The organism is Lysinibacillus sp. GW821-FHT14F06 (genome assembly GCF_058803665.1).
Genome location: NZ_JBXAPF010000007.1, coordinates 1 through 19854 on the forward strand (window position 1 = coordinate 1; position 19854 = coordinate 19854).

General features: G+C 38.5%; 20 protein-coding genes and 1 pseudogene. 17 read left to right on the forward strand and 4 right to left on the reverse strand.

Going from position 1 to position 19854, the window contains the following annotated elements; all coding sequences use genetic code 11:
• Nucleotides 1-81: 81 nt before the first annotated feature.
• Nucleotides 82-1131, reverse strand: a pseudogene (locus AC1RNS_RS08265) (NAD(P)/FAD-dependent oxidoreductase).
• A 147-nt stretch (nucleotides 1132-1278) separates the two neighbouring features.
• Here AC1RNS_RS08265 and AC1RNS_RS08270 point away from each other — a divergent pair.
• From AC1RNS_RS08270 to AC1RNS_RS08320, 11 genes are all read left to right on the forward strand, one after another.
• Complete coding sequence (locus tag AC1RNS_RS08270; RefSeq protein ID WP_492991839.1) at nucleotides 1279-2067, forward strand: ABC transporter ATP-binding protein; 789 nt, start codon at nucleotides 1279-1281, stop codon at nucleotides 2065-2067.
• Between the two features lie 12 nt (nucleotides 2068-2079).
• Nucleotides 2080-3006, forward strand: a complete 927-nt coding sequence (locus tag AC1RNS_RS08275) for an iron-hydroxamate ABC transporter substrate-binding protein (RefSeq protein ID WP_492991840.1) — start codon at nucleotides 2080-2082, stop codon at nucleotides 3004-3006.
• Between the two features lie 23 nt (nucleotides 3007-3029).
• Nucleotides 3030-4031, forward strand: coding sequence for a FecCD family ABC transporter permease (locus AC1RNS_RS08280; protein ID WP_492991844.1), 1002 nt, complete (start codon nucleotides 3030-3032; stop codon nucleotides 4029-4031).
• Nucleotides 4024-5031: a FecCD family ABC transporter permease gene (locus tag AC1RNS_RS08285; protein WP_492991845.1), complete on the forward strand. Its 1008-nt coding sequence runs from the start codon at nucleotides 4024-4026 to the stop codon at nucleotides 5029-5031. Before AC1RNS_RS08280 ends, AC1RNS_RS08285 begins: the two co-directional genes overlap by 8 nt.
• A 398-nt stretch (nucleotides 5032-5429) precedes the next feature.
• Nucleotides 5430-5939, forward strand: a complete 510-nt coding sequence (locus AC1RNS_RS08290; RefSeq protein WP_492991847.1) for a nuclease-related domain-containing protein — start codon at nucleotides 5430-5432, stop codon at nucleotides 5937-5939.
• 33 nt (nucleotides 5940-5972) lie between these two features.
• Nucleotides 5973-6377, forward strand: coding sequence for a hypothetical protein (locus tag AC1RNS_RS08295; protein WP_492991848.1), 405 nt, complete (start codon nucleotides 5973-5975; stop codon nucleotides 6375-6377).
• A 326-nt stretch (nucleotides 6378-6703) separates the two neighbouring features.
• Nucleotides 6704-7123, forward strand: a complete 420-nt coding sequence (locus AC1RNS_RS08300; RefSeq protein WP_492991849.1) for a MarR family winged helix-turn-helix transcriptional regulator — start codon at nucleotides 6704-6706, stop codon at nucleotides 7121-7123.
• An 11-nt stretch (nucleotides 7124-7134) separates the two neighbouring features.
• Nucleotides 7135-8334, forward strand: coding sequence for an MFS transporter (locus tag AC1RNS_RS08305; RefSeq protein ID WP_492991850.1), 1200 nt, complete (start codon nucleotides 7135-7137; stop codon nucleotides 8332-8334).
• 163 nt (nucleotides 8335-8497) lie between these two features.
• Nucleotides 8498-9367 (forward strand): iron uptake system protein EfeO, encoded by an 870-nt coding sequence (gene efeO, locus AC1RNS_RS08310; protein WP_492991852.1) that lies wholly within the window; start codon nucleotides 8498-8500, stop codon nucleotides 9365-9367.
• A 6-nt stretch (nucleotides 9368-9373) separates the two neighbouring features.
• Nucleotides 9374-10633 carry an iron uptake transporter deferrochelatase/peroxidase subunit gene (gene efeB / locus AC1RNS_RS08315; protein WP_492991854.1) on the forward strand — a complete coding sequence of 420 codons (1260 nt, stop codon included), beginning with the start codon at nucleotides 9374-9376 and terminating at the stop codon, nucleotides 10631-10633.
• Nucleotides 10608-12320 (forward strand): FTR1 family iron permease, encoded by a 1713-nt coding sequence (locus tag AC1RNS_RS08320; RefSeq protein WP_492991856.1) that lies wholly within the window; start codon nucleotides 10608-10610, stop codon nucleotides 12318-12320. The genes efeB and AC1RNS_RS08320 overlap by 26 nt, the downstream gene beginning before the upstream one ends.
• A gap of 50 nt (nucleotides 12321-12370) precedes the next feature.
• On the opposite strand, the gene AC1RNS_RS08325 is transcribed toward AC1RNS_RS08320, so the two are convergent.
• Nucleotides 12371-13237, reverse strand: coding sequence for a pentapeptide repeat-containing protein (locus AC1RNS_RS08325; protein WP_492991858.1), 867 nt, complete (start codon nucleotides 13235-13237; stop codon nucleotides 12371-12373).
• 393 nt (nucleotides 13238-13630) lie between these two features.
• On the opposite strand from AC1RNS_RS08325, the gene AC1RNS_RS08330 reads away from it, so the two are divergent.
• Genes AC1RNS_RS08330 through AC1RNS_RS08350 form a run of 5 tightly spaced genes read left to right on the forward strand, consistent with a single transcriptional unit; the run spans nucleotide 13631 to nucleotide 17320 of the window.
• Nucleotides 13631-14416, forward strand: coding sequence for a hypothetical protein (locus AC1RNS_RS08330; protein ID WP_492991860.1), 786 nt, complete (start codon nucleotides 13631-13633; stop codon nucleotides 14414-14416).
• Nucleotides 14413-14769, forward strand: coding sequence for a GntR family transcriptional regulator (locus tag AC1RNS_RS08335; RefSeq protein ID WP_492991861.1), 357 nt, complete (start codon nucleotides 14413-14415; stop codon nucleotides 14767-14769). Before AC1RNS_RS08330 ends, AC1RNS_RS08335 begins: the two co-directional genes overlap by 4 nt.
• A 10-nt stretch (nucleotides 14770-14779) precedes the next feature.
• Nucleotides 14780-15475 carry an ATP-binding cassette domain-containing protein gene (locus AC1RNS_RS08340; protein ID WP_492991862.1) on the forward strand — a complete coding sequence of 232 codons (696 nt, stop codon included), beginning with the start codon at nucleotides 14780-14782 and terminating at the stop codon, nucleotides 15473-15475.
• Between the two features lie 5 nt (nucleotides 15476-15480).
• On the forward strand, nucleotides 15481-16404 hold the full coding sequence (locus tag AC1RNS_RS08345; protein ID WP_492991863.1) for an ABC transporter ATP-binding protein: 924 nt from the start codon (nucleotides 15481-15483) through the stop codon (nucleotides 16402-16404).
• Nucleotides 16373-17320 carry an ABC transporter permease gene (locus AC1RNS_RS08350; protein ID WP_492991864.1) on the forward strand — a complete coding sequence of 316 codons (948 nt, stop codon included), beginning with the start codon at nucleotides 16373-16375 and terminating at the stop codon, nucleotides 17318-17320. Before AC1RNS_RS08345 ends, AC1RNS_RS08350 begins: the two co-directional genes overlap by 32 nt.
• A gap of 55 nt (nucleotides 17321-17375) precedes the next feature.
• On the opposite strand, the gene AC1RNS_RS08355 is transcribed toward AC1RNS_RS08350, so the two are convergent.
• A complete protein-coding gene (locus AC1RNS_RS08355; protein WP_492991865.1) occupies nucleotides 17376-18143 on the reverse strand; it encodes a sporulation protein in 768 nt (255 codons plus the stop codon).
• Nucleotides 18144-18254: 111 nt separating this feature from the next.
• Here AC1RNS_RS08355 and AC1RNS_RS08360 point away from each other — a divergent pair, with 111 nt between their 5' ends.
• Nucleotides 18255-19124 carry a LysR family transcriptional regulator gene (locus AC1RNS_RS08360; RefSeq protein ID WP_492991866.1) on the forward strand — a complete coding sequence of 290 codons (870 nt, stop codon included), beginning with the start codon at nucleotides 18255-18257 and terminating at the stop codon, nucleotides 19122-19124.
• Between the two features lie 144 nt (nucleotides 19125-19268).
• On the opposite strand, the gene AC1RNS_RS08365 is transcribed toward AC1RNS_RS08360, so the two are convergent.
• The coding region (locus tag AC1RNS_RS08365) for a hypothetical protein (protein WP_492991868.1) at nucleotides 19269-19854 on the reverse strand (586 nt) is incomplete at its 5' end.

The following is a 19854-nucleotide window of genomic DNA, read 5'->3' on the forward strand; positions in this document are numbered from 1 at the left end:
TGTGTCTTTAGACATGGGCCAGTACCCCAGCGTTTCACGCGTAGAGCAAACCACCAGTTAGACTGGTGGTTCTGATTTGAATTAATTTACTTGGACAAGTTGCTTTTCGATAATAGAGCGATTTTTTTCTTTAAATAACTCATTATGAGAGGACACCATACCATAACGGTAGGCTGTCGGTTCTAAATACGTTTTAATCGAGTTAACTGCATTGGCTGCATCTTGAAATGTTCCGAGGAGCAAATTGATTTTTCCTTCAAACAATAAAATATCGCCTGTTGCAAAAATACCAGGCTGTGCCGTTTCTCCCGTTGCTTTTCCTTCAAAATAATAATCATCCTTTTTAGGAATGACAATGGCTTCATCAAATGCAAGGGATGCTTCACGGTTATAGCCATGACTAACAATCACCTCATCGATTTGACGAGTATAGCTCTGTTTAGTTTTAGCATTTTCGCATGTGACTAATTAAATAGCTGTTTTATCAGCATTTGCGGTAAGTTTTGTAATGCTAGTATTGCATTCTATATGCACACCAGCATCAAGTGCTTCCTTTATTGTTGCTTCATGAGCTGATAAGGTATCTTTGAGATAAACAACCGTGATATTTTTGGCAATAGGGCTTAGCCCAACGGCCCAATCAATCGCCGCATTGCCCCCTCCTGAAATAATGATGTCCTTATTTACAAAACGTTTATAGGATTGAACGGTATAATGTAAATTTGACATTTCATATTTTTCGGCTCCTTCAAGTGATAACTTTTGAGGGTTAATGATGCCGCCTCTAACAGCTAAAAGCACAGTTTTACTATAATGCTTTTCACCAGTTGCTGTATGTACTATAAAAACATCGTCCTGACGTTCAATTCTATCTACTTTAGTGTCTGTTAAAATGGTTGGGTCAAATGTTTTCGCTTGTTCTATTAATTGTTTGACAAATTGCTCACCAAGCACAGGAGGATGTCCACCAATATCCCAGATGAGCTTTTCAGGATAAAGTAATACTTTTCCACCAAGCTGTGATTGGCTCTCAATTAATTTTGTTTTTAACTTACGTAAGCCACTATAAAAGGCGCTATATAAGCCAGCAGGACATCCGCCAATAATCGTCACATCGTATAAATGCCACATTTTTATTGCCACATCCTTAAAAAATAGTAAAAAAGTAATTGACAAATTCTTATCAGAAAACTAGACTAATTTAAGTGATAATGATTATCATTTTTAGCTGTGAATATCATAGCATGTAAAGAAGTAAAAAGAAAGAGAGGGTCCAAATTGCGTTTAGAAGTTGAATCGATTCGTGTGGGTTATGAGAATAAAACGGTTGTGCATGACTTATCACTGCAAATTCCAGATGGCAAAATAACAACCATCATTGGTTCAAATGGTTGTGGAAAATCCACCTTATTAAAGGCCATTACACGTATTTTAAAGCATGAGAGTGGACAGGTCGTACTAGATGGTCAAAATATTTCCAAAATGAAAACGAAAGAATTGGCGAAAGAACTGGCCATCTTACCACAAAGTCCTGAAAGTGCGCATGGTTTAACTGTGGAAGAGCTTGTATCCTACGGTCGATTTCCCTATCAAAAGGGCTTTGGCAATTTATCACAAAAGGATAAAGATGTCATTGACTGGGCTTTACAGGTGACAAAAACAGAAGACTTCCGCTTGCAATCTGTAGATGCTTTATCTGGTGGACAGCGTCAACGTGTGTGGATTGCGATGGCATTAGCTCAAGAAACCGACATCATATTTTTAGATGAGCCAACAACCTATTTAGATATGGCACATCAATTAGAGGTTTTAGAGTTACTTTACAAGCTGAATGAAGAACAAGGGCGCACGATTGTCATGGTACTCCATGATTTAAATCAAGCAGCACGCTTCTCTGATTATATTGTGGCACTGTCACAAGGGGAGCTTGTAAAATTTGGAACAGGTGAGGAAGTCATGGTTCCAGAAGTATTAAAAAAAGTGTTTAATATTGATGCGGTTATTGGTCAAGATCCACGAACAAATAAACCAATGTGCATTACATATAACTTATTACAAACCGTTTAAAGGAGAATGACAATGAAAAAGTGGTTATTACCAATGTTTATGATGTTCGTACTAGTATTAGCAGCATGCGGCAATAAAGAAGAGAAAACAGAAAAGGCTGATGAAGGTTCGAAAGAAGCAACTTCAGCGGAAACAATCACATATCAATCTGAGACAGGCCCTATCGAAGTACCAGCAAACCCAAAACGAGTAGTCGTGTTATCTTCATTTGTAGGGGATTTATTACAGCTTGATGTCGATGTTGTTGGTGTAGATGCATGGGCAGCGAAAAACCCGAATTTCCAAGATGCCATTAAAGATGCAGTAGTAGTTGAAAATACGGATATTGAAAAAATTCTGGAGCTAGAACCAGATTTAATCATTGGCTTAAATGGTATTGAAAATGCTGATAAATTAGCAGAAATCGCACCAACTGTATTATTTACGTATGGGAAAGTGGATTATTTACAACAATTTATTGAAATTGGAAAAGTAGTGAATAAAGAAAAAGAAGCAACAGCATGGGTAGAAGATTTTAAAGCACGTGCAGCAGAATCAGGTAAAAAGATTAAAGAAAAAATTGGTGAAGATGCAACTGTAACAGTGGCAGAAAACTTTAATAAACAATTTTATATTTATGGCGATAACTGGGGTCGTGGAACAGAGATTTTATATCAAGAAATGGGCTTGAAAATGCCTGAGAAAGTAAAAGAAACAGCTTTAGAGCCAGGCTACTATGCCATTTCTCAAGAAGTTTTAGGGGACTATGCAGGGGATTATGTGATTTTCAGTATGTTCCAAGACCAAGATAACTCTTTTACAGACGCAGCATGGTTTAAAGATTTAGAAGCGGTGAAAAATGGTCATTTATTTGAAGTGAATGCGAATGCCTTTTATTTCAATGACCCGATTACATTAGAACATCAATTGAAGTTCTTTGAAGAGAAATTTTTACAATAATTAGTAGAGAGTAGCGAAGGCAAATGACAAAGTTTCGACAGTTTCCATTTTGGCTTCAGGTATTGCTTGCATTGCTCGTATTAATCGGCACGGCTGGTATCTCGCTGTGCTTAGGTGCAGCGAATACGAGCATTCAGGATGTCTATCAAGCAATTGTCGGACAAAGTGGTGGCAAACATTACACGATTTTACGTGAAATTCGATTTCCTCGTATCATTGCTGCTATTTTTGTTGGCAGTGCACTCGCGGTTGCGGGAGCGATTATGCAGGGGGTTACACGAAATCCATTAGCTGATCCAGGGCTGCTTGGTTTAACGGCAGGGGCAAATGCAGCCCTTGCCTTAATGATGGCATTTATCCCGAAATTTTCCTATTATACGTTAATTTTAGCCTGCTTTATTGGAGCAGGAATTGGTATGATGATCGTTTATGGGATTGGTGCTTCTACTAAGAAAGGCTTCTCTCCATTGAGGCTTGTTTTAGCTGGTGCAGCAGTTACCGCTTTATTACAAGCAATCGCGGAAGGCACAGGCATCTTATTTCAAATTTCCAAGGATGTATCAATGTGGACGAGTGGCGGTTTTATTGGCACAACATGGCAGGCGTTACTGATCGTTCCTGTGATCATCCTCGGTCTACTACTGTCATTTGCTTTTAGTCGTCAATTAACGATTTTAAGTTTAAATGAAGAAGTAGCGGTCGGTGTTGGGCAAAATACAACATTAATTAAAGGAATCATGATGTTTGCTGTTGTCATTCTGGCAGGCTCTGCCGTAGCACTCGTTGGGAATCTTGCATTTGTTGGTTTAATGGTGCCACATATTGTCCGTACATTTGTAGGGACAGACTATCGTTTTGTCTTATCAATGAGCGCTATTGTTGGTGGTTGGTTTATGGTGACAGCTGATTTTGCAGGACGCATGATTAATGCACCATTTGAAACGCCAGTTGTAGCAATTATTTCGATTCTTGGTCTTCCATTCTTCCTACTATTAGTACGGAAGGGAGGACGCCAATTTGTTTAAAGAGGGTCGCAAAAAACAGCGGAAATGGCTTTTTACTTGGCTTGTAGTCACGTTATTAATTTTTGTTCTGGGCATTTCATTAGGGCCAGCCTCTGTTTCGTTTGATCGCATTATCCCAACCTTGTTAGGCGATGGTAGTTTTAAAGAGTCCTTCGTATTATTCTCAGTTCGATTACCAAGAATGTTGGTGCTAGCAGCGGCAGGGATGGCGTTAGCTTTAGCTGGTGCGGTTTTACAGGGGGTTACACGCAATGATTTGGCAGATCCTGGCATGATTGGTATCAGTTCAGGAGCAGGCGTTGGCATTACTGTCTTTTATCTACTAGTAAACGGTGATCTTCCTCATTTTGCTTATGTATTACCAGTTGTGGGCTTTTGTAGTGCTCTATTGACAGCGCTTTGCATTTATTTCTTCTCTTATCAACGTAATAAAGGTGTGCATCCTATTCAATTTATCTTGATAGGGGTAGGAGTAGCTTCTGCTTTATCAGGGGTCATGATGGTGTTAATTTCCTCAGCCGAGCGTAGCGATGTGCAATTTATTGCGCAATGGCTAGCAGGCAATGTTTGGGGAACGGATTGGCCATTTTTCTGGGCTTTAGTGCCTTGGCTTGTGCTTGGTATTCCATATATTTTCTATAAATCCAATGTCTTAAATGTTTTAGCAATGACAGAGCAAACAGCAGTTGGTCTAGGCATGAATATTGGACGTGAACGATTACGTTTATTAATTGTAGCTGTGGCGCTAGCGGCAGCCGCAGTTTCTGTAACGGGTGGTATTGCGTTTATCGGTTTAATGGCCCCGCATATTGCAAAGCAGCTTGTTGGTCCACGCTATCAATTCTTTTTACCACTGACATTGTTTATTGGCGCAAGCTTGCTAATGCTAGCTGATACAATTGGACGTGTTGCTATTGCGACAGCAACCGTTCCTGCTGGAATTGTTGTTGCTTTTATCGGCGCACCATACTTTTTGTATTTATTAAGGAAGAATGTATGATTGAAATGAAAAAGTAGAGGATAGGGCGTTGAAAGTGATGGATAGAGAGCAGAAAGGTAATAGCAAATAATAGTGTATACGTAAATTACTGTACTTTTTATCTAGAAAAAATAGTGAAATATTTATCTTCATTCAGCAGAAGACTCCCACCTCTACAGTGGTAAGATGAATGCGGTTTTGGTTTCTTTTCAGTGGATGTCCAAACACCTACTGAGTGGAGATAAAGCCTCCGGCGGATATCACAGATTTTCAAAGGAATGAATTGTGCAGGCACAATTCAAAATCCGGACGCAATTACGCCAAGGCGAAAATGATATTATGATCTTTGTATTTCAAATTTTTGGGAACCTCATTTGTGGAGGTTCTTTTTTTGTATAATCATGGTAGGAGGTGTAAAAATGATTTTATTAGCACGTCAAACTTCGGAGTTACAGAAAATACTAGAGGTAATTGTAAGGAGACTGCCTAGAACATACAATGAGTACTTCAATTATTATGAGCATTTACGACGCATCCAGGCAGGCTTCGCTGGCGAACAGCGCGTTGATGCAGAATGGCAGGAATTAGATTTACCATCCCCTCATTATATTCTCCATGATTTTCAAGTGATAAATCACACCGGTTCTACTCACCAAATGGACACCATTTTTCTCTGTCCTCACTTTTTACTCATACTAGAGATTAAAAATATCACAGGAATCCTCTCCTATGATGCATCTTTCGCTCAATTTATACGGACAACAGCAGATGGCACTGTGGAAGGAATGTCTGACCCATTTCAGCAACTTGAGCGGCATGTGGCATGGATGAAAAGGCTGATCCAACAAGAACGCCTTAGCTTACCCATTCTACATGCCGTAGTGATGGTAACTAAGAATGGTATCTTGACAGAAGATTTTAAGGGGTAACCTATATTTCATGTGACGGGATTACGCTCCCAAATGCAAAAATGGTTAGAACTGCATCAACCCAGCGTAAAGAAAGGAGAAGATCTGTTTCGATTTGCTGACCTTCTCTTGACCATGCATACAAGAGTGAAAAGAGAGATAAATGTGCCTATCAGGGACATTGTGAAGGGAGTGTTATGTACAAATTGTGTAGATGGTCAGCCATTAAGGTATCACTACAAAAAATGGCTTTGCCCAAGGTGTGGATTAGTGGATCGTGATGCTTTGATTAGGACGCTTGAGGACTACCGATTATTAGTTGGCACAAAGCTAACAAATAAAAGCTTTTGCGAGTTCTTTGCCATCGATTCTCCAAACCTGGCATACAAGTTATTGCAGCAATTACCTCTGAAAGCGGAGGGGATAAAAAGGCATAGAAAGTATTGGATTATGGATTAGATGTTTGCAGCTTAGGAGGATAGAGATGGATAGCACGTGGCAAGTGAAGGATAGGAGTATAAAAGTGACGGATAGACTGCGTAAAGTGAAGGATAGAACGTTGAAAGTGGCGGAAACGTACAAGTAGTTGGATAGCGCGTGAGAAGTGAGGGATAGGAGTATAAAAGTGGCGGATAGACTGCGTAAAGTGAAGGATAGAACGTTAAAAGTGGAGGATACGCATTGGAGTTGCTCATTTACCTGATACTCCATCAGACACTACTAGACAAATAAATTTTTTAGGTATATAGTTAGCTAGGCTAACCAATAGTGAAGGAAGTGATGTTATGACGGTGGAACAGGAATTCTTCAATCAATACCGTTTAATGTATAGGCCGTTTATCAATCAGTTGAATGTTCAACTTGAACCTTATCAATTATATAGCTCGCAATGGGCTGTACTTCGTTTCTTAAATGATAAAGGTCCTCATTCATTTGTGGATATTGCTAATTTTATGTCTATAGAGAAACCGAGTGTAACGAAGCTTGTTCATAAACTCGTGGATTTGGGCTATGTGGAAACGGTAGCGGGTAAGGATAAGCGTGAAAAGCTTGTTCACTTATCGAAGTATGGAGAAGAACTTGTGCAGGAAATAAAGTCGCAATTGAGACCTTTTTTTGAGCAGGCACTTGCGGGTGTACCACAGCAAGATATTGAAATCGCGACACAGGTTTTAGCAAGAATTTGTATGAATATCAATCAATAGGAGAGAACAATGTGGAAGCAACTAGACAGAAACTTTGGACAAAGGACTTTTTAATCATCTCCCTTATCAATTTTACGATTACCTTAATTTTTTATTTATTAATGGTGACGATTGCAGCATATGCGGTAGAGCAATTCCATGCTTCAACAAGTACAGCAGGGTTAGTATCAAGTATTTTTATTATCGGGACATTATTTGGGCGACTTGGTACAGGACGAATTATAGGTGACTGGGGTAGTAAAAAAACATTGTTTTGCGGTTTATTACTTTTTATGATGTCAACAATATCCTATTTTATAGCAGGAAATCTTCCCTTACTAATGCTAAATCGTTTAGTACAGGGAATTGCACTCGGTGTGGCAAGTACAGCAACGGGAACAATTATTGCACAAATTTTACCGTCTGAACGACGTGGAGAAGGAATTGGCTATTACAGTTTAAGTGCCATTTTAGCCACTGCGATTGGTCCATTTATAGGGATTCTTTTAACACAGTTATTTGAGGATTACCGCGTGATTTTTGCTGTTGACTCAGTTTTAGCAATTATTTGCTTTTTAATGTATTTCATCGTAACGGTGCCATACATGCCTAAGAAAACAACAGAAGCAACAGTGAAAGCAGGCTTTAAGGTATCAAATTTTATTGAGATGCGTGCATTACCAATTGCGTTTGTAGCACTGGTTATTGGCTTTTCCTACTCAGGGGTAATGTCCTTTATGACGTTTTACGCAAAAGAGCTTCATTTGGTGACAGCGGGAAGCTATTTCTTTATTATCTATGCGGTTGTGATTTTGGCAACTCGTCCATTTACAGGGAAATTACTAGATACTAGAGGAGCAAATATTATTATTTATCCCTGTCTAGTCATTTTTGCGATAGGGATGTATGCCTTTAGCTCAGCAACAACTACAATAGCCTTTTTAATCGCTGCTGCTTGTATTGGGGTCGGCTATGGGAACTTTAATTCTGTAGCACAAGCAATAGCCATCAAGGTGACACCAAATGAGCGTTTAGGACTTGCGACATCTACATACTTTATTTTGTATGATTTAGGTTTAGGTGTTGGTCCTTACCTCTTAGGATTCTTTGTTTCATCAATGGGCTACGGTGCTATTTTCTTCACAATGGTATTTGTTATATTACTATCAATTGTGCTTTATTATTTCTTATATGGGAAATATGAAAACTTGAAACAAGCAAAAATTTCATAGATTAGAATCATTATATTGTAGAAAAAACGTCTTTTTTCTAGTTGTGTATAAATTTCAACTACAAAATGACGTTTTTTTCTTTAAATAAAAATACTTCTTGCAATCAAATATGATAATCATTATCATTCTCGATATAAACTAATTCGGAAGTAGGTATTTTAGCATGAAGAAAACATCGTTATTATCAGTATTAGTAGCAGGGGGGATCATTATGACTGGCTGCGGTAATACAGATGAAGCAAAAAAGGAAGAAAAGCCACAAACAGAACAAGCAGGGACAGTAAAAGAAGAAGTGGATTTATCTGCAGAGCTATCAGCCTATCAAAAGTTTGCTTTAGAGCAAATGGATCAATTCTTACTAGAAACAGAAAAATTTGTAAATCTATTTAAAGCAGGTGACATTGAAGGGGCAAAAGCAGCTTATGCACCAGCACGTATGTATTTCGAACGTTCTGAGCCTATTGCAGAAAGCTTTGGTGATCTTGACCCGCGAATCGACGGTCGTTTAGCCGATATCCAAGAAGAAGGTAAGGGCGAGGAAGAATGGACAGGCTATCATAAGCTTGAATATGCACTATGGGTAGAAAATAAAATGGCAGGCTATGAAGCAATTGCAGATCAATTATTAGCAGATGCAAAGGAATTACATGCATTAGTTCAAACCGTTGAAGTGACACCAGATTTAATGATTACTGGTGCCGTTGATTTATTAAATGAAGTATCAACATCTAAAATCTCTGGTGAAGAAGAAATTTACTCTCATACTGACCTTTATGACTTCAAGGCGAATATCGAAGGCGCAGAAAAAATCTTTGAAATCCTACGCTCTAAATTAGAGGCGAAAGACAAAGAACTAGTAGCAACATTAGATGAAAAATTCAAAGCAGTGGATGACTTATTAGCACAGCATGCAACAGCTGATGGCGGCTATGTTTCCTATGAGGAGTTAACGGAGGAAAATACAAAAGCACTAGCAGCAGCTGTTAATCAACTTGGTGAACCATTAAGTCAAATGGGCATTATTTTGGAGTGATATAAAATGACAGCGTCAAACGATGAAAAATGGATCAATAAAAAAATATCTAGACGTGAAATGTTAAAGCTTACAGGCATTGGTGTAGCAGGTGCTGCAATTGGTGCCTCTGGCTTAGGTGGTGTCATGAAAGTAATGGGCTATGATGTCTTTGAGCCTGTTGCAGACAGCACCACTGCTAGTAACAAAGTTAATTTCTACAGTAAGCATCAATCTGGTATCACTACGCCTGTACAAACAAATATTTATTTTGCTTCTTTGGATGTTTTATTTACATCTAAGAAAGATCTTCAAGAGTTGTTCAAACAATGGACACCTCTTGTTGTACGTTTAATGAATGGTGAAATAATGGTCGATTTAACAACGAATACTAGAGTCCCGACTGGGGATACGGGAGAAGCGGATGGCTTAGATGCCTCCAATTTATCCATTACGATCGGTGTAGGACCATCTTTATTTGATAAGCTTGGTATTCAGCATTTGAAGCCTGCAGAGTTAAAGGATTTACCACATTTCCCAAAAGATCAGCTGCAAAAGGAATTTACGGGCGGTGATCTTTGTATTCAAGCCTGTGCGGATGATCCACAGGTAGCGTTCCACGCCGTACGTAATTTAGTACGTGCAGCCTCTGGTAAGGTAGAGGTTAAATGGTCGCAGGCAGGCTTTAACTCGTTTCCTGCTGGTGGAGGGACACCGCGAAATCTCTTTGCATTCAAGGACGGCACTGTGAATCCAGCGATTACAGACGAGAAGGATTTAAATGAGGTTGTTTGGGTTGATAAAGGCTGGCTAAAAGGCGGCTCTTATTTAATTGCACGTAAAGTCCAAATGCATCTTGAAACATGGGATCGTACATCTTTAAAGGATCAGGAAGCAACATTTGGACGTTATCGTGATAGTGGTGCTCCGTTTGGAAAAACAAAGGAATTTGATGATTTTGATGTAGAGGCAAAGGATAGTAAAGGTGAGTATATAATGCCAGATACATCACATGTCCATTTGGCACGGAAATCAGGTGCCCGTATTTTGCGGCGCTCTTATTCTTACGCATCCGGTGTTATGTCGAATACTGGTGCACATGATGCAGGGTTAATATTCATCTCTTTTCAAAAAGACCCAGCACAATTTACAGCCATTCAAAATAGTTTAGGACGAATGGATAAAATGAATGAATACATTACCCATCGAGGCAGTGCTGTGTTTGCATGCTTCCCTGGTGTACAAAAGGGGAGTTATTTAGGTGAAGCACTTTTTAACGCGCTGTAGTTTGATTATTTGCTTACTCCTGACATTAGCTGTACCAGTGCAAGCAGCGCAATCCTATAGTCATCTATATATTGCGATTAGTGATGCGCTGATGAATACGAAGCAGGATAATGAAGCTGAGGCAAAGGAGGCGCTTGAACAATTTGCCACAGACTGGGCTAAGGTTACTTCAGAGCAAAAAGAGGCGAAAGCAAAGGTGGATGAGATTCTTTTGCAGGCAACGGAAGTCTCTTCAAAAGATGAACGCTTGGAGGCACTTTCTGCACTGTCGAATGCACTACGAAACTTAGAAAAACTTGAAAATCCAGTAGATGAAGCTGCACAGCGAGCGGAGTTTGGACAAAAGTTTAAGCCGATTATGGCAGACTTTGAAAAGGCTTTAGCAAGTGGAGATATCCAGAAAATTGATGAAGCCTACAAGGATTTTAATATAAAATGGAATAAAAGCGAGCGACCTGTACGTGAGCAAAGCATTGCGATGTATGGGCAAATCGAAACACAAATGGCATTTCTGCGTATCACTATTTCTTCAGAAGAGCCTGATATTAGCCTAATGCAGTCTCAATTTGCAGATTTAAAACAAACGATTAATGATTTTGTGGCAGGCAAAGAAACAGCAGAAGTAGTAGAAGGAGAATTTTCTTTGGCTACATTAATTGCTTATATTGATGAAGCTAATGATTTCATTGATGCTGAGGATTATAAGGCAGCTTCTGAGAAAATTCGTGAATTTATTACAGTCTGGCCAAGTATTGAAATAGAAATCTCAACACGAAATGGTAGTCTATATACAAAAATTGAAAGTGATATGCCCATTATTGCGAGCGATTTATTAAAATCCTCTGTTGATAAAGAAGACATTACAAAAAAATTAGAAAATTTCCGTACCGAAATTGAGCTTATTCAAGGTGATTCGGATTATACAATATGGGATGCAGCACTAATCTTACTTCGTGAAGGTCTTGAGGCACTACTTATTATTTTGGCCTTAGTATCATTCCTTGATAAATCAGGACAAAAGAAGATGCGCAAATGGATTTATGTAGGCGCATTTGTTGGTGTTCTGCTGTCTGCTGTTGCAGCAATCCTCATGTCGACTATTTTGAACTCAGCAACTATTGATACAAATCGAGAATTAATGGAAGGTTATGTAGGCTTACTTGCAGCGGCCATGATGATTGGCGTGGGAATCTGGTTGCATAGTAAATCAAGTGTGGCGAGCTGGAATCGCTATATTTCTAAACAAATAGGCAGTGCTATTTCCAGTGGCTCTGTCTTTGCCATGGCAGCCATTAGCTTTTTATCGGTTTTCCGTGAAGGAGCAGAAACACTTGTTTTTTACTCAGGGATTGCTCCAAAAATGGAGACTTCTCAATTTATGCTAGGTATTGTGGTAGCCCTACTAATTTTGGCAATCTTTGCACTTGTGCTATTTAAAGCGAGTGGAAAAATTCCAATTTATAAATTCTTTGCAGTGGCAACTGTGTTAATTTATGTTTTGGCCTTTAAAATTATTGGTGTCAGTCTGCATACGCTCCAATTAAGAGATTCGGTACCTACTACAATTGTAGATGGCTTGCCGGTCGTCAGCTTCATAGGATTCTATCCTACGGTTGAAACCATGCTTGGACAAGCAGTTTTACTGTTACTAGTTGTAGCGACAATTATCTATAAAAAGAAACAATAATAACTAGCAGGGTAGATGAAGGAGTTCTCGTTCATCTGCCCTTTTTCTAATTAAACAAGCCAATGTGTAGGATGTTTTAAGTGAGAGGGCAATTTTGTCTGCTCATCTCCTTGTGCAGAATTAATCTGCATTTGAGTTAAAAACATAGCTGTGGAAAGGTCAGCACCTCGTAAATTAGCATCCCGTAAATCAGCTCCGATAAAATCGACTCCACGTAAATTAGCCTGCTGAAGATTAGCTGCAATGAGGTAAGCTCCTCTTAAGTCAGTAGCACGTAAATCCTTGCCCTTTAAATTCTTGCCCATCCAATCTACTCCTCGATAGCTATACTTTCGAGAGGCTTTGCCAGTGGCTGTTTTTATAAAGTGTTGACGAATCTGCGTACTTGTTTCAAGTAATAACATATTAACGGGCATTCTATAATTAGGTATATCAATATTTAATAATGTCGCTGCATCTAATTCCGTAGCAAAATGTAGTTTTTCTAATTGTTCAAGTAACCTATTGTATAACTGAGCGTCAACCTTATAGGATAGTGCCTCCGCAAGATAAGCAATCATTTCAAATAATTGCACCATAATTGGAAACACATGAAACATTGTGTCAGCATGTGTAGGGTGCTGGCGCCAATCCTGTCCAAGAAAGGTTGTTTGTGAAACCTTCTGCCCTGCTCCTAAGCAATCAAAAACGGTACATCCCTTAAACCCCTTCTCCCTAAGATTACTATGAATTTGGCAGCTAAAATCGGTTTGTAAGTTTTGACAGGGAATACCAGCAAGTTTATTCATCGCAAAGTCACTGGAAGCAACAATATTTAAAGCCGTGCAGCATAGGGCAAAACAATTTTGACAATCAGCCTGAAGATCTTCACGTATCTTTTTTCCATATGAGTAATCTATTTTGTTTATCCTGGACATCGTAATTTTCCTCACTTATTCATAAACTTATAGATTATTCTACCACTATCTTACTGTCAGTTCTATCGTCCACAAACCATTAGAGAATGTGGTGTTCTTTTTGAAAAGCATTACAACGATACTTGAAGGTAGAATGACTCCTTTGTTTTATAAAAGAATTTAAAGAAAAGAAAGTGGTGGGGGCCTATCCATCGTCGAAATTAGTGGAGGTGGAAGAAACACCACTTGCTTATCATCCTGAGAGTGCGACAAGATTAAAGGCTAAAGTAGGAGGAAAAATGAATAAAGCAAAGGGAAGAGTCTTGATAAACCGATTCTTCCTTTTACTTTTTATTGATACTTGCAATTCAAAAAGTCATAGTGTAATATTTGACTAGTACACTATGACACGAGGTGCTTACATTGAAAAGTTTTATTGGGCAATTCAAAAAGGAATGGGTGCTCTTTCGGGCATGGTTATATGTGGGGGTCTTTTTAGGAATCTTAATATCCATAGTTGCTCCGTATTTAATAGAACGATATGGTGATGGATTTACAGAGGATAATCAACTTCCATTTGCTTTTACTTTTCTAGTCCTTGCTTTAGGAGGTTTTTATTCTGTATTGCAGTTTTTGGCTAGCTTACGCTTGGATTTAAGAAATAAAGAAATATGGTTGCACTCAACAAGCTCTATTCGACAGCTTATAGGTGTAAAAATTGTTTTTTCCTTAACAGGATATACAATTTTTAATATTCTTTTTACAGGTATTGCTATCTATACATTAAGAGCTGCTTATATAGCCAACTTTGGGCAGATTTTGTTATTGCTAGTAATCGTGGTAGCCATTATTGCAGTGTTTCAATTAACCCTATTTGTAATCATACTACTATTTTTAGCATTTTATCTCCAAATGAAGTACTTTATCGGTCGTTTTGCGATTGTCCTTTTGATGGGAGCCTTTTTTGCAAGCATTTATCTATGGTTTAGATTTACTGAAAGTTTATTATATGTTAAAATTTTACAACATATAGGTATCTCGTTAAGCTGGCTTGAACGGTATTTGCCAAAATCCATATTGCCTTCGATGGATTTTAAGCTTGGCACATTGTATGTAGTAGAGGAACTAGCTCTTTCCATTTTCCTCGTACTGCTATTTATCATAGCTACAAAGTGGCTTGAAAAGGTGGTTTTACGATGACACTTGACTTTTCTCGTGATAAACCAATCTATAGCCAGCTTGTTGATCGCATTTGTGGAGATATTTTAAAAGGGATGTTAGCACTTGGGGACCGGCTTCCTTCTGTTCGAGAGTATGCAGTAGAGACAGGGGTTAATGTCAATACAGTGCAGCGTGTATATAAGGAGTTAGAGGCGATGAATATAACGGAAACTAAACGAGGGCAGGGTACATTTATCACAACGAATGAAGAGCGAATTGTTGTGTTGCGAGAAGATATGAAAAATCAATTAGCAGATAATTTTTTATCGTCCATTGAATCACTTGGGTTTTCAAAGGAAGAGATGCTGATTGTTTTGCAAAATAAGTCGTGAGGTGAGATAAATGCTACAGCTTTCAAATGTTTCTTTTCGTTATATGAAAAAAACAATACTGCAAGATGTGTCCTATTCTTTACCAATTGGACAGATTATTGGACTCGTTGGAGAAAATGGTAGTGGGAAGTCAACACTTTTAAAAGTATTAGCTGGGTTGTTACTTCCATCAAGCGGTGAGGTTTTACTTAATGGTACCCGAGTTACTCGTAGGAGTGCCGATCAAATTGCCTATTTACCAGATACGGATTTATTTTTTGACTTTTATTCTGGTGAGCAACTTTTTCAGCACTATGCCTCTCAATTTGAGGATTTCTCATATGATAAGGCCTGTATCGTTGCAGAGTTTTTGCAGGTTGACAAAGCAATTAAATTAAGGCAGCTTTCTAAGGGAAACCGCGGTCGTATGAAAATGGCTGCAACGCTTGGAAGAGAGGTCCCATTTTATTTAATGGATGAGCCATTTGCAGGGCTTGATCCAATTGTTCGTGAGCAACTCATTAAAGGGCTCATTCAATTTACTGATATGGAACATCAAACAATACTTTTATCCACTCATGAGCTATATGAGGTAGAGCCGATTTTAGATCAAATCATTTTACTGCAAAATGGCTCGATTATTGCACATGAGGAAGTTGAAAGAATTCGAGATGTGACAAATAAGGATGCTGTGCAATGGATGAAGGCCTACTATAAGAAAGGATGAAATCAATGACAACACAACCAATTGTTCAATTGCAAAATTTATCAAAAATTATTCGTGGTAAACAATTAATTTCGCAATTGAATATCGATTTATACCCAGGACAAATTACTGGATTTTTAGGACCAAATGGTGCAGGAAAAACGACGACTATACGTATGATGACGGGGCTTATGCATCCTTCGGAGGGGAAGGTTATTATTGATGGTCTTTCTCTGCAGGAGAATTATGAGGAGGCAATTAGTAAGGTCGGTGTAATTGTAGAAAACCCGGAAATGTATAAATTTATGACGGGCTATAAAAACTTATTGCACTTTGCGCGAATGCATAAGAATGTGACAAAGGAGCGTATTCAAGAGGTAGTGAATCAAGTGGGTCTTGAGAAACGTATTCATGAGAAAGTATCTACGTATTCTCTTGGGATGCGTCAACGTTTAGGACTAGCACAGGCATTGCTACATCGACCTAAGTTTTTAATTTTAGATGAGCCAACAAATGGTCTTGATCCAGCAGGTATTCGTGAATTTCGTATGTATTTACGGAAAATTGCGACTGAGGATGGTGTCTCTGTTTTTGTTTCCAGTCATTTATTATCTGAAATTGAATTAATGTGTGATCGGGTAGCTGTCATTCAAAATGGTACGTTAATTGATATTCGTGACATTCATAGTAATAATTCTTCGTTTTATTATATTGAGGCTACCCCTAATGACCAGGCTGTATCGCTCCTTCAAAAGCTTGAGATAAATTTTGTTACAGAAAATAGCGGCTACGTGGTTGAAATAAAGAAAGAAGATATTCCATCATTGATTACACAATTCGTTAATGAAGGAATGCAATTATTTGCTGTACAGCCACATCAAAAAACGTTAGAGGACCAATTCTTAGAAATGACAGGAGGTGGCCAAATTGCTGAAGCTAATTCAAAATGAATGGATGAAATTGTGGTATAAAAAAGGAACATGGGCGATGGCCGCATTAGTAATTCTTTTTATTATTGGACCAGGTATTATGATGAAATACTATGAAACGAAAAATTCAGAGGATATTTCCTGGAAAGAAAACGAGCAACTGGCCATTATCAACTATAAAGAAATGTTAGCAGGAGACGATCTTTCTCCAGCAGATAAAACATATTTTGAGGATCAAATTGCAATATCTGAGTATCGTTTAGAGCATGATGTGCCGTCTCAAAAAGAGGGAAGTCTTGCAAGCTTTATGTCTTTTTCAAGTAATATGCTCACGTTAGTTACATTATTTACAGTGATTACCGCAGCAAGTATTGTATCGAGTGAATTCTCAACAGGTACTATTAAAATGCTGTTAACACGTCCAATGTCGCGGGCAAAAATATTAACCTCTAAATTAATCACAACCTTTATTTTTGGTCTGTTTTTATTTGTGATTAATGTCGTAGTAAGTGCCATAGTAGGATTCCTGTTATTTGGAAATGGGACGGGAGTCGAATTAGAGATGGTCAATGGACAAATAGTCGAAAAGGCTATATGGAATGATTTGGGGTATCATTACTTACTGTCTGGCGGTGACTTTGTGATGTCAACGCTATTTGCCTTCTTAGTAGGTTCTGTTTTCCGCTCAAGCTCTTTAGCTATTGGTTTAACGATGTTCTTGTCGTTTACAGGTGGAATGATTGTGATGTTCTTAAGTCGATATGATATTGTCAAATATATTTGGCTAACGCATTCTGATTTAACGCAATATGAATCGGGGAATCCAGTGATAGAAGGTATCACAATGCCATTCTCACTTACTGTCTTGGCGATTTATGCTATTATTTTCCTTGTAATCAGCTATACGTCCTTTATGAAACGCGATGTGACAGCATAGATAAAACACGGTATGAAATTGTTGTTTTTCATACCGTGTTTTTCTATTTTACCCTTTATAAATGCTTCGCAATAATTTGCTGTAGCTTCGTTTCAATCATTGGTAAATCATGCTTAGTAATCGTTGTTCTAACATAGCTTTCGTCCATATCAAGAGCTTCTGCGAAAAAACTTCCAATGCCTCTAACTTTGCGATCTATTTGCAGCAATATTTCTGCTGAATGATTAGATTGTGAAAGGAAAACAATTTCTAGCTCATCTAAATGATTTCGATATTGTCCTGTTGGCACAAATTCAAATTCTTGAATGAATGGATAATAGCCGCGGAATCGAGCTGGTGCCTGTTCACATTCTGCTTCACGCAAACGGAAACCTAGTGCACTAATAGCGTCTAGTATATGTGCAGCAAGCTCAGTTGGCTGCACACGAATGTAATCCTTATCGTTTGGATCCACTGCATTTTTAATATCAAGTCCTGTTTGAATCCATACTTGGGTCTTGCCTGCTGTTATCGGTGTTTCGAATGGTAATGTAATAGAAATAGGGAAGGTTTTCCGTTCGCCTGCTACAATAACAAATGGCTCAGATACTTTAATTTTTTGTAGTGCCGCTACCTCCGTATATTTATTGTCATTCGCTTCTCGAATATAGGTCGTATTGATCGATAAATAAATCGTATCGACCTGCTGTTCAGTCTGCCCACCTCGTACCATAATCTCGCCATGCATTACTTCACCAGCTCTGTATGTAGTTTTTTCTAATCGTGTATCAACCGTTGCAGAGCCTATCCCAATACTTGCAAGTACATTGTTAAAAAACGACATCTGTATTCCTCCAATTGACATTAATAATTATACATACGCTCATTTTTTGAAAAGGTTTCAAGATATAAAAAATTTTCGTTATAATGTATGAAAAACAAATGGGGCGTCGAGATGGAAACAGAATGGATCAGAACATTTCTAGTTGCTGCAAGAACTGAAAATTTTCGCGAAACGGCTGAACAACGATTTATTACACAATCTACAGTATCAAAGCATATACAGCATCTTGAAAAGGAATTGCAAACAACCTTATTTGATAGACAGGGGAAGCAGGTGAAACTAAATCGTTTTGGTGCTTACTTTTTTCAAAAGGCAGAAAAAATGATAATGACTGTGGATGAAGGAATACATAAAATGGAATCCTTTTTGCATGGGTATACGTCCCATTTAACGATCGGGGTTGCACCTCAAATTGCCAATTCTACATTACCAGCCATTATCCAAACATTTCAACGACAGAAACCTTCCATACAAATTACGATTGAGCTATTAAAGTCTAATGAAATAGGAGAGGCGGTTTATACAGGAGAGGTAGATATTGGTTTATCAAAACTGACCTCCACTCGAGATCTTCATACTGTCCTTCTCGCACAGGAACCACTTCAATTAATTGCTCCAATGATAAAAAAAGAGGTGGATGCGCTGACACTTTTACAACAAGAAATGATTTTAACACATGAATATGCACCCTATTGGCAAGACATACAGCAAGTATTACAACAATTTAAGCGCTATAAAAGCATGCATATTAATCAAACTGAGGTTATTAAAAATTTTGTGAAGCATGGACTTGGCATTGCCTTTTTACCAAGAAGTGTCATTGAGGCTGATTATCAACAGAATTTATTACATAGCTATTCCGTACAAGAATTTTCTCATATTATGTCCAATAGCTACTTTCTAGCAAAATATTTATCAGCTGATATTGAGAATTTTTTATCGGTTTGTCACCTAATTTACGATGATTTAGTTTGTGAGTAAAGGTACAACAAGCTATAAAACTACATTAGACATACTTTGGTCAAAAGTGCATCTGTTAAAACGCTAATCTGCATCAATTATTCATATTTACTTTATATACTAGTGGTATGTAATCCGCATAAACAAAGAGGAAGTCAATCTCTTTCATAGTTTAGTATGCATACAGTTACCCATATAAAACAGGTAAGGTGTAAAAACGCTCAGGTGCAGGAGAGATCCGCTCAGGTAAAGACGAAAAACGCTCAGGTGCAGGAGAGATCCGCTCAGGTAAAGAGGAAAAATGCTCAGGTGCAAGAGAGATCCGCTCAGGTAAAGCGGAAAAACGCTCGGGTGCAAGAGAGACCCGCTCAGGTAAAGTGTAAAAACGCTCGGGTGCAAGAGAGAATCGCTCAGGTAAAGTAAAAAAACGCTCGGGTGCAAGAGAGAATCGCTCAGGCAAAGTGTAAAAACGCTCAGGTGCAAGAGAGATCCGCTCAGGTATAGCCGAAAAACGCTCGGGTGCAGAGAGAATCGCTCAGGTAAAGTGTAAAGACGCTCGGGTGCAAGAGAGAATTGCTCAGGTAAAGCGGAAAAACGCTCGGGTGCAAGAGAGACCCGCTCAGGTAAAGTCAAAAAACGCTCGGGTGCAAGAGAGAATCGCTCAGGCAAAGAGGAAAAACGCTCAGGTGCAAGAGAGAATTGCTCAGGTAAAGTGTAAAAACGCTCGGGTGCAAGAGAGAATTGCTCAGAC

Bases quoted from the DNA above. Each gene is read 5' to 3' on its own strand.
- efeO (WP_492991852.1), top strand. From the start codon at position 8,498: ATGAAGAAAACATCGTTATTATCAGTATTAGTAGCAGGGGGGATCATT.
- AC1RNS_RS08275 (WP_492991840.1), top strand. From the start codon at position 2,080: ATGAAAAAGTGGTTATTACCAATGTTTATGATGTTCGTACTAGTATTA.
- AC1RNS_RS08280 (WP_492991844.1), top strand. From the start codon at position 3,030: ATGACAAAGTTTCGACAGTTTCCATTTTGGCTTCAGGTATTGCTTGCA.
- AC1RNS_RS08360 (WP_492991866.1), top strand. From the start codon at position 18,255: ATGGAAACAGAATGGATCAGAACATTTCTAGTTGCTGCAAGAACTGAA.
- AC1RNS_RS08290 (WP_492991847.1), top strand. From the start codon at position 5,430: ATGATTTTATTAGCACGTCAAACTTCGGAGTTACAGAAAATACTAGAG.
- AC1RNS_RS08345 (WP_492991863.1), top strand. From the start codon at position 15,481: ATGACAACACAACCAATTGTTCAATTGCAAAATTTATCAAAAATTATT.
- AC1RNS_RS08325 (WP_492991858.1), bottom strand. From the start codon at position 13,237: ATGTCCAGGATAAACAAAATAGATTACTCATATGGAAAAAAGATACGT.
- AC1RNS_RS08340 (WP_492991862.1), top strand. From the start codon at position 14,780: ATGCTACAGCTTTCAAATGTTTCTTTTCGTTATATGAAAAAAACAATA.
- AC1RNS_RS08355 (WP_492991865.1), bottom strand. From the start codon at position 18,143: ATGTCGTTTTTTAACAATGTACTTGCAAGTATTGGGATAGGCTCTGCA.
- efeB (WP_492991854.1), top strand. From the start codon at position 9,374: ATGACAGCGTCAAACGATGAAAAATGGATCAATAAAAAAATATCTAGA.
- AC1RNS_RS08295 (WP_492991848.1), top strand. From the start codon at position 5,973: ATGCAAAAATGGTTAGAACTGCATCAACCCAGCGTAAAGAAAGGAGAA.
- AC1RNS_RS08335 (WP_492991861.1), top strand. From the start codon at position 14,413: ATGACACTTGACTTTTCTCGTGATAAACCAATCTATAGCCAGCTTGTT.
- AC1RNS_RS08300 (WP_492991849.1), top strand. From the start codon at position 6,704: ATGACGGTGGAACAGGAATTCTTCAATCAATACCGTTTAATGTATAGG.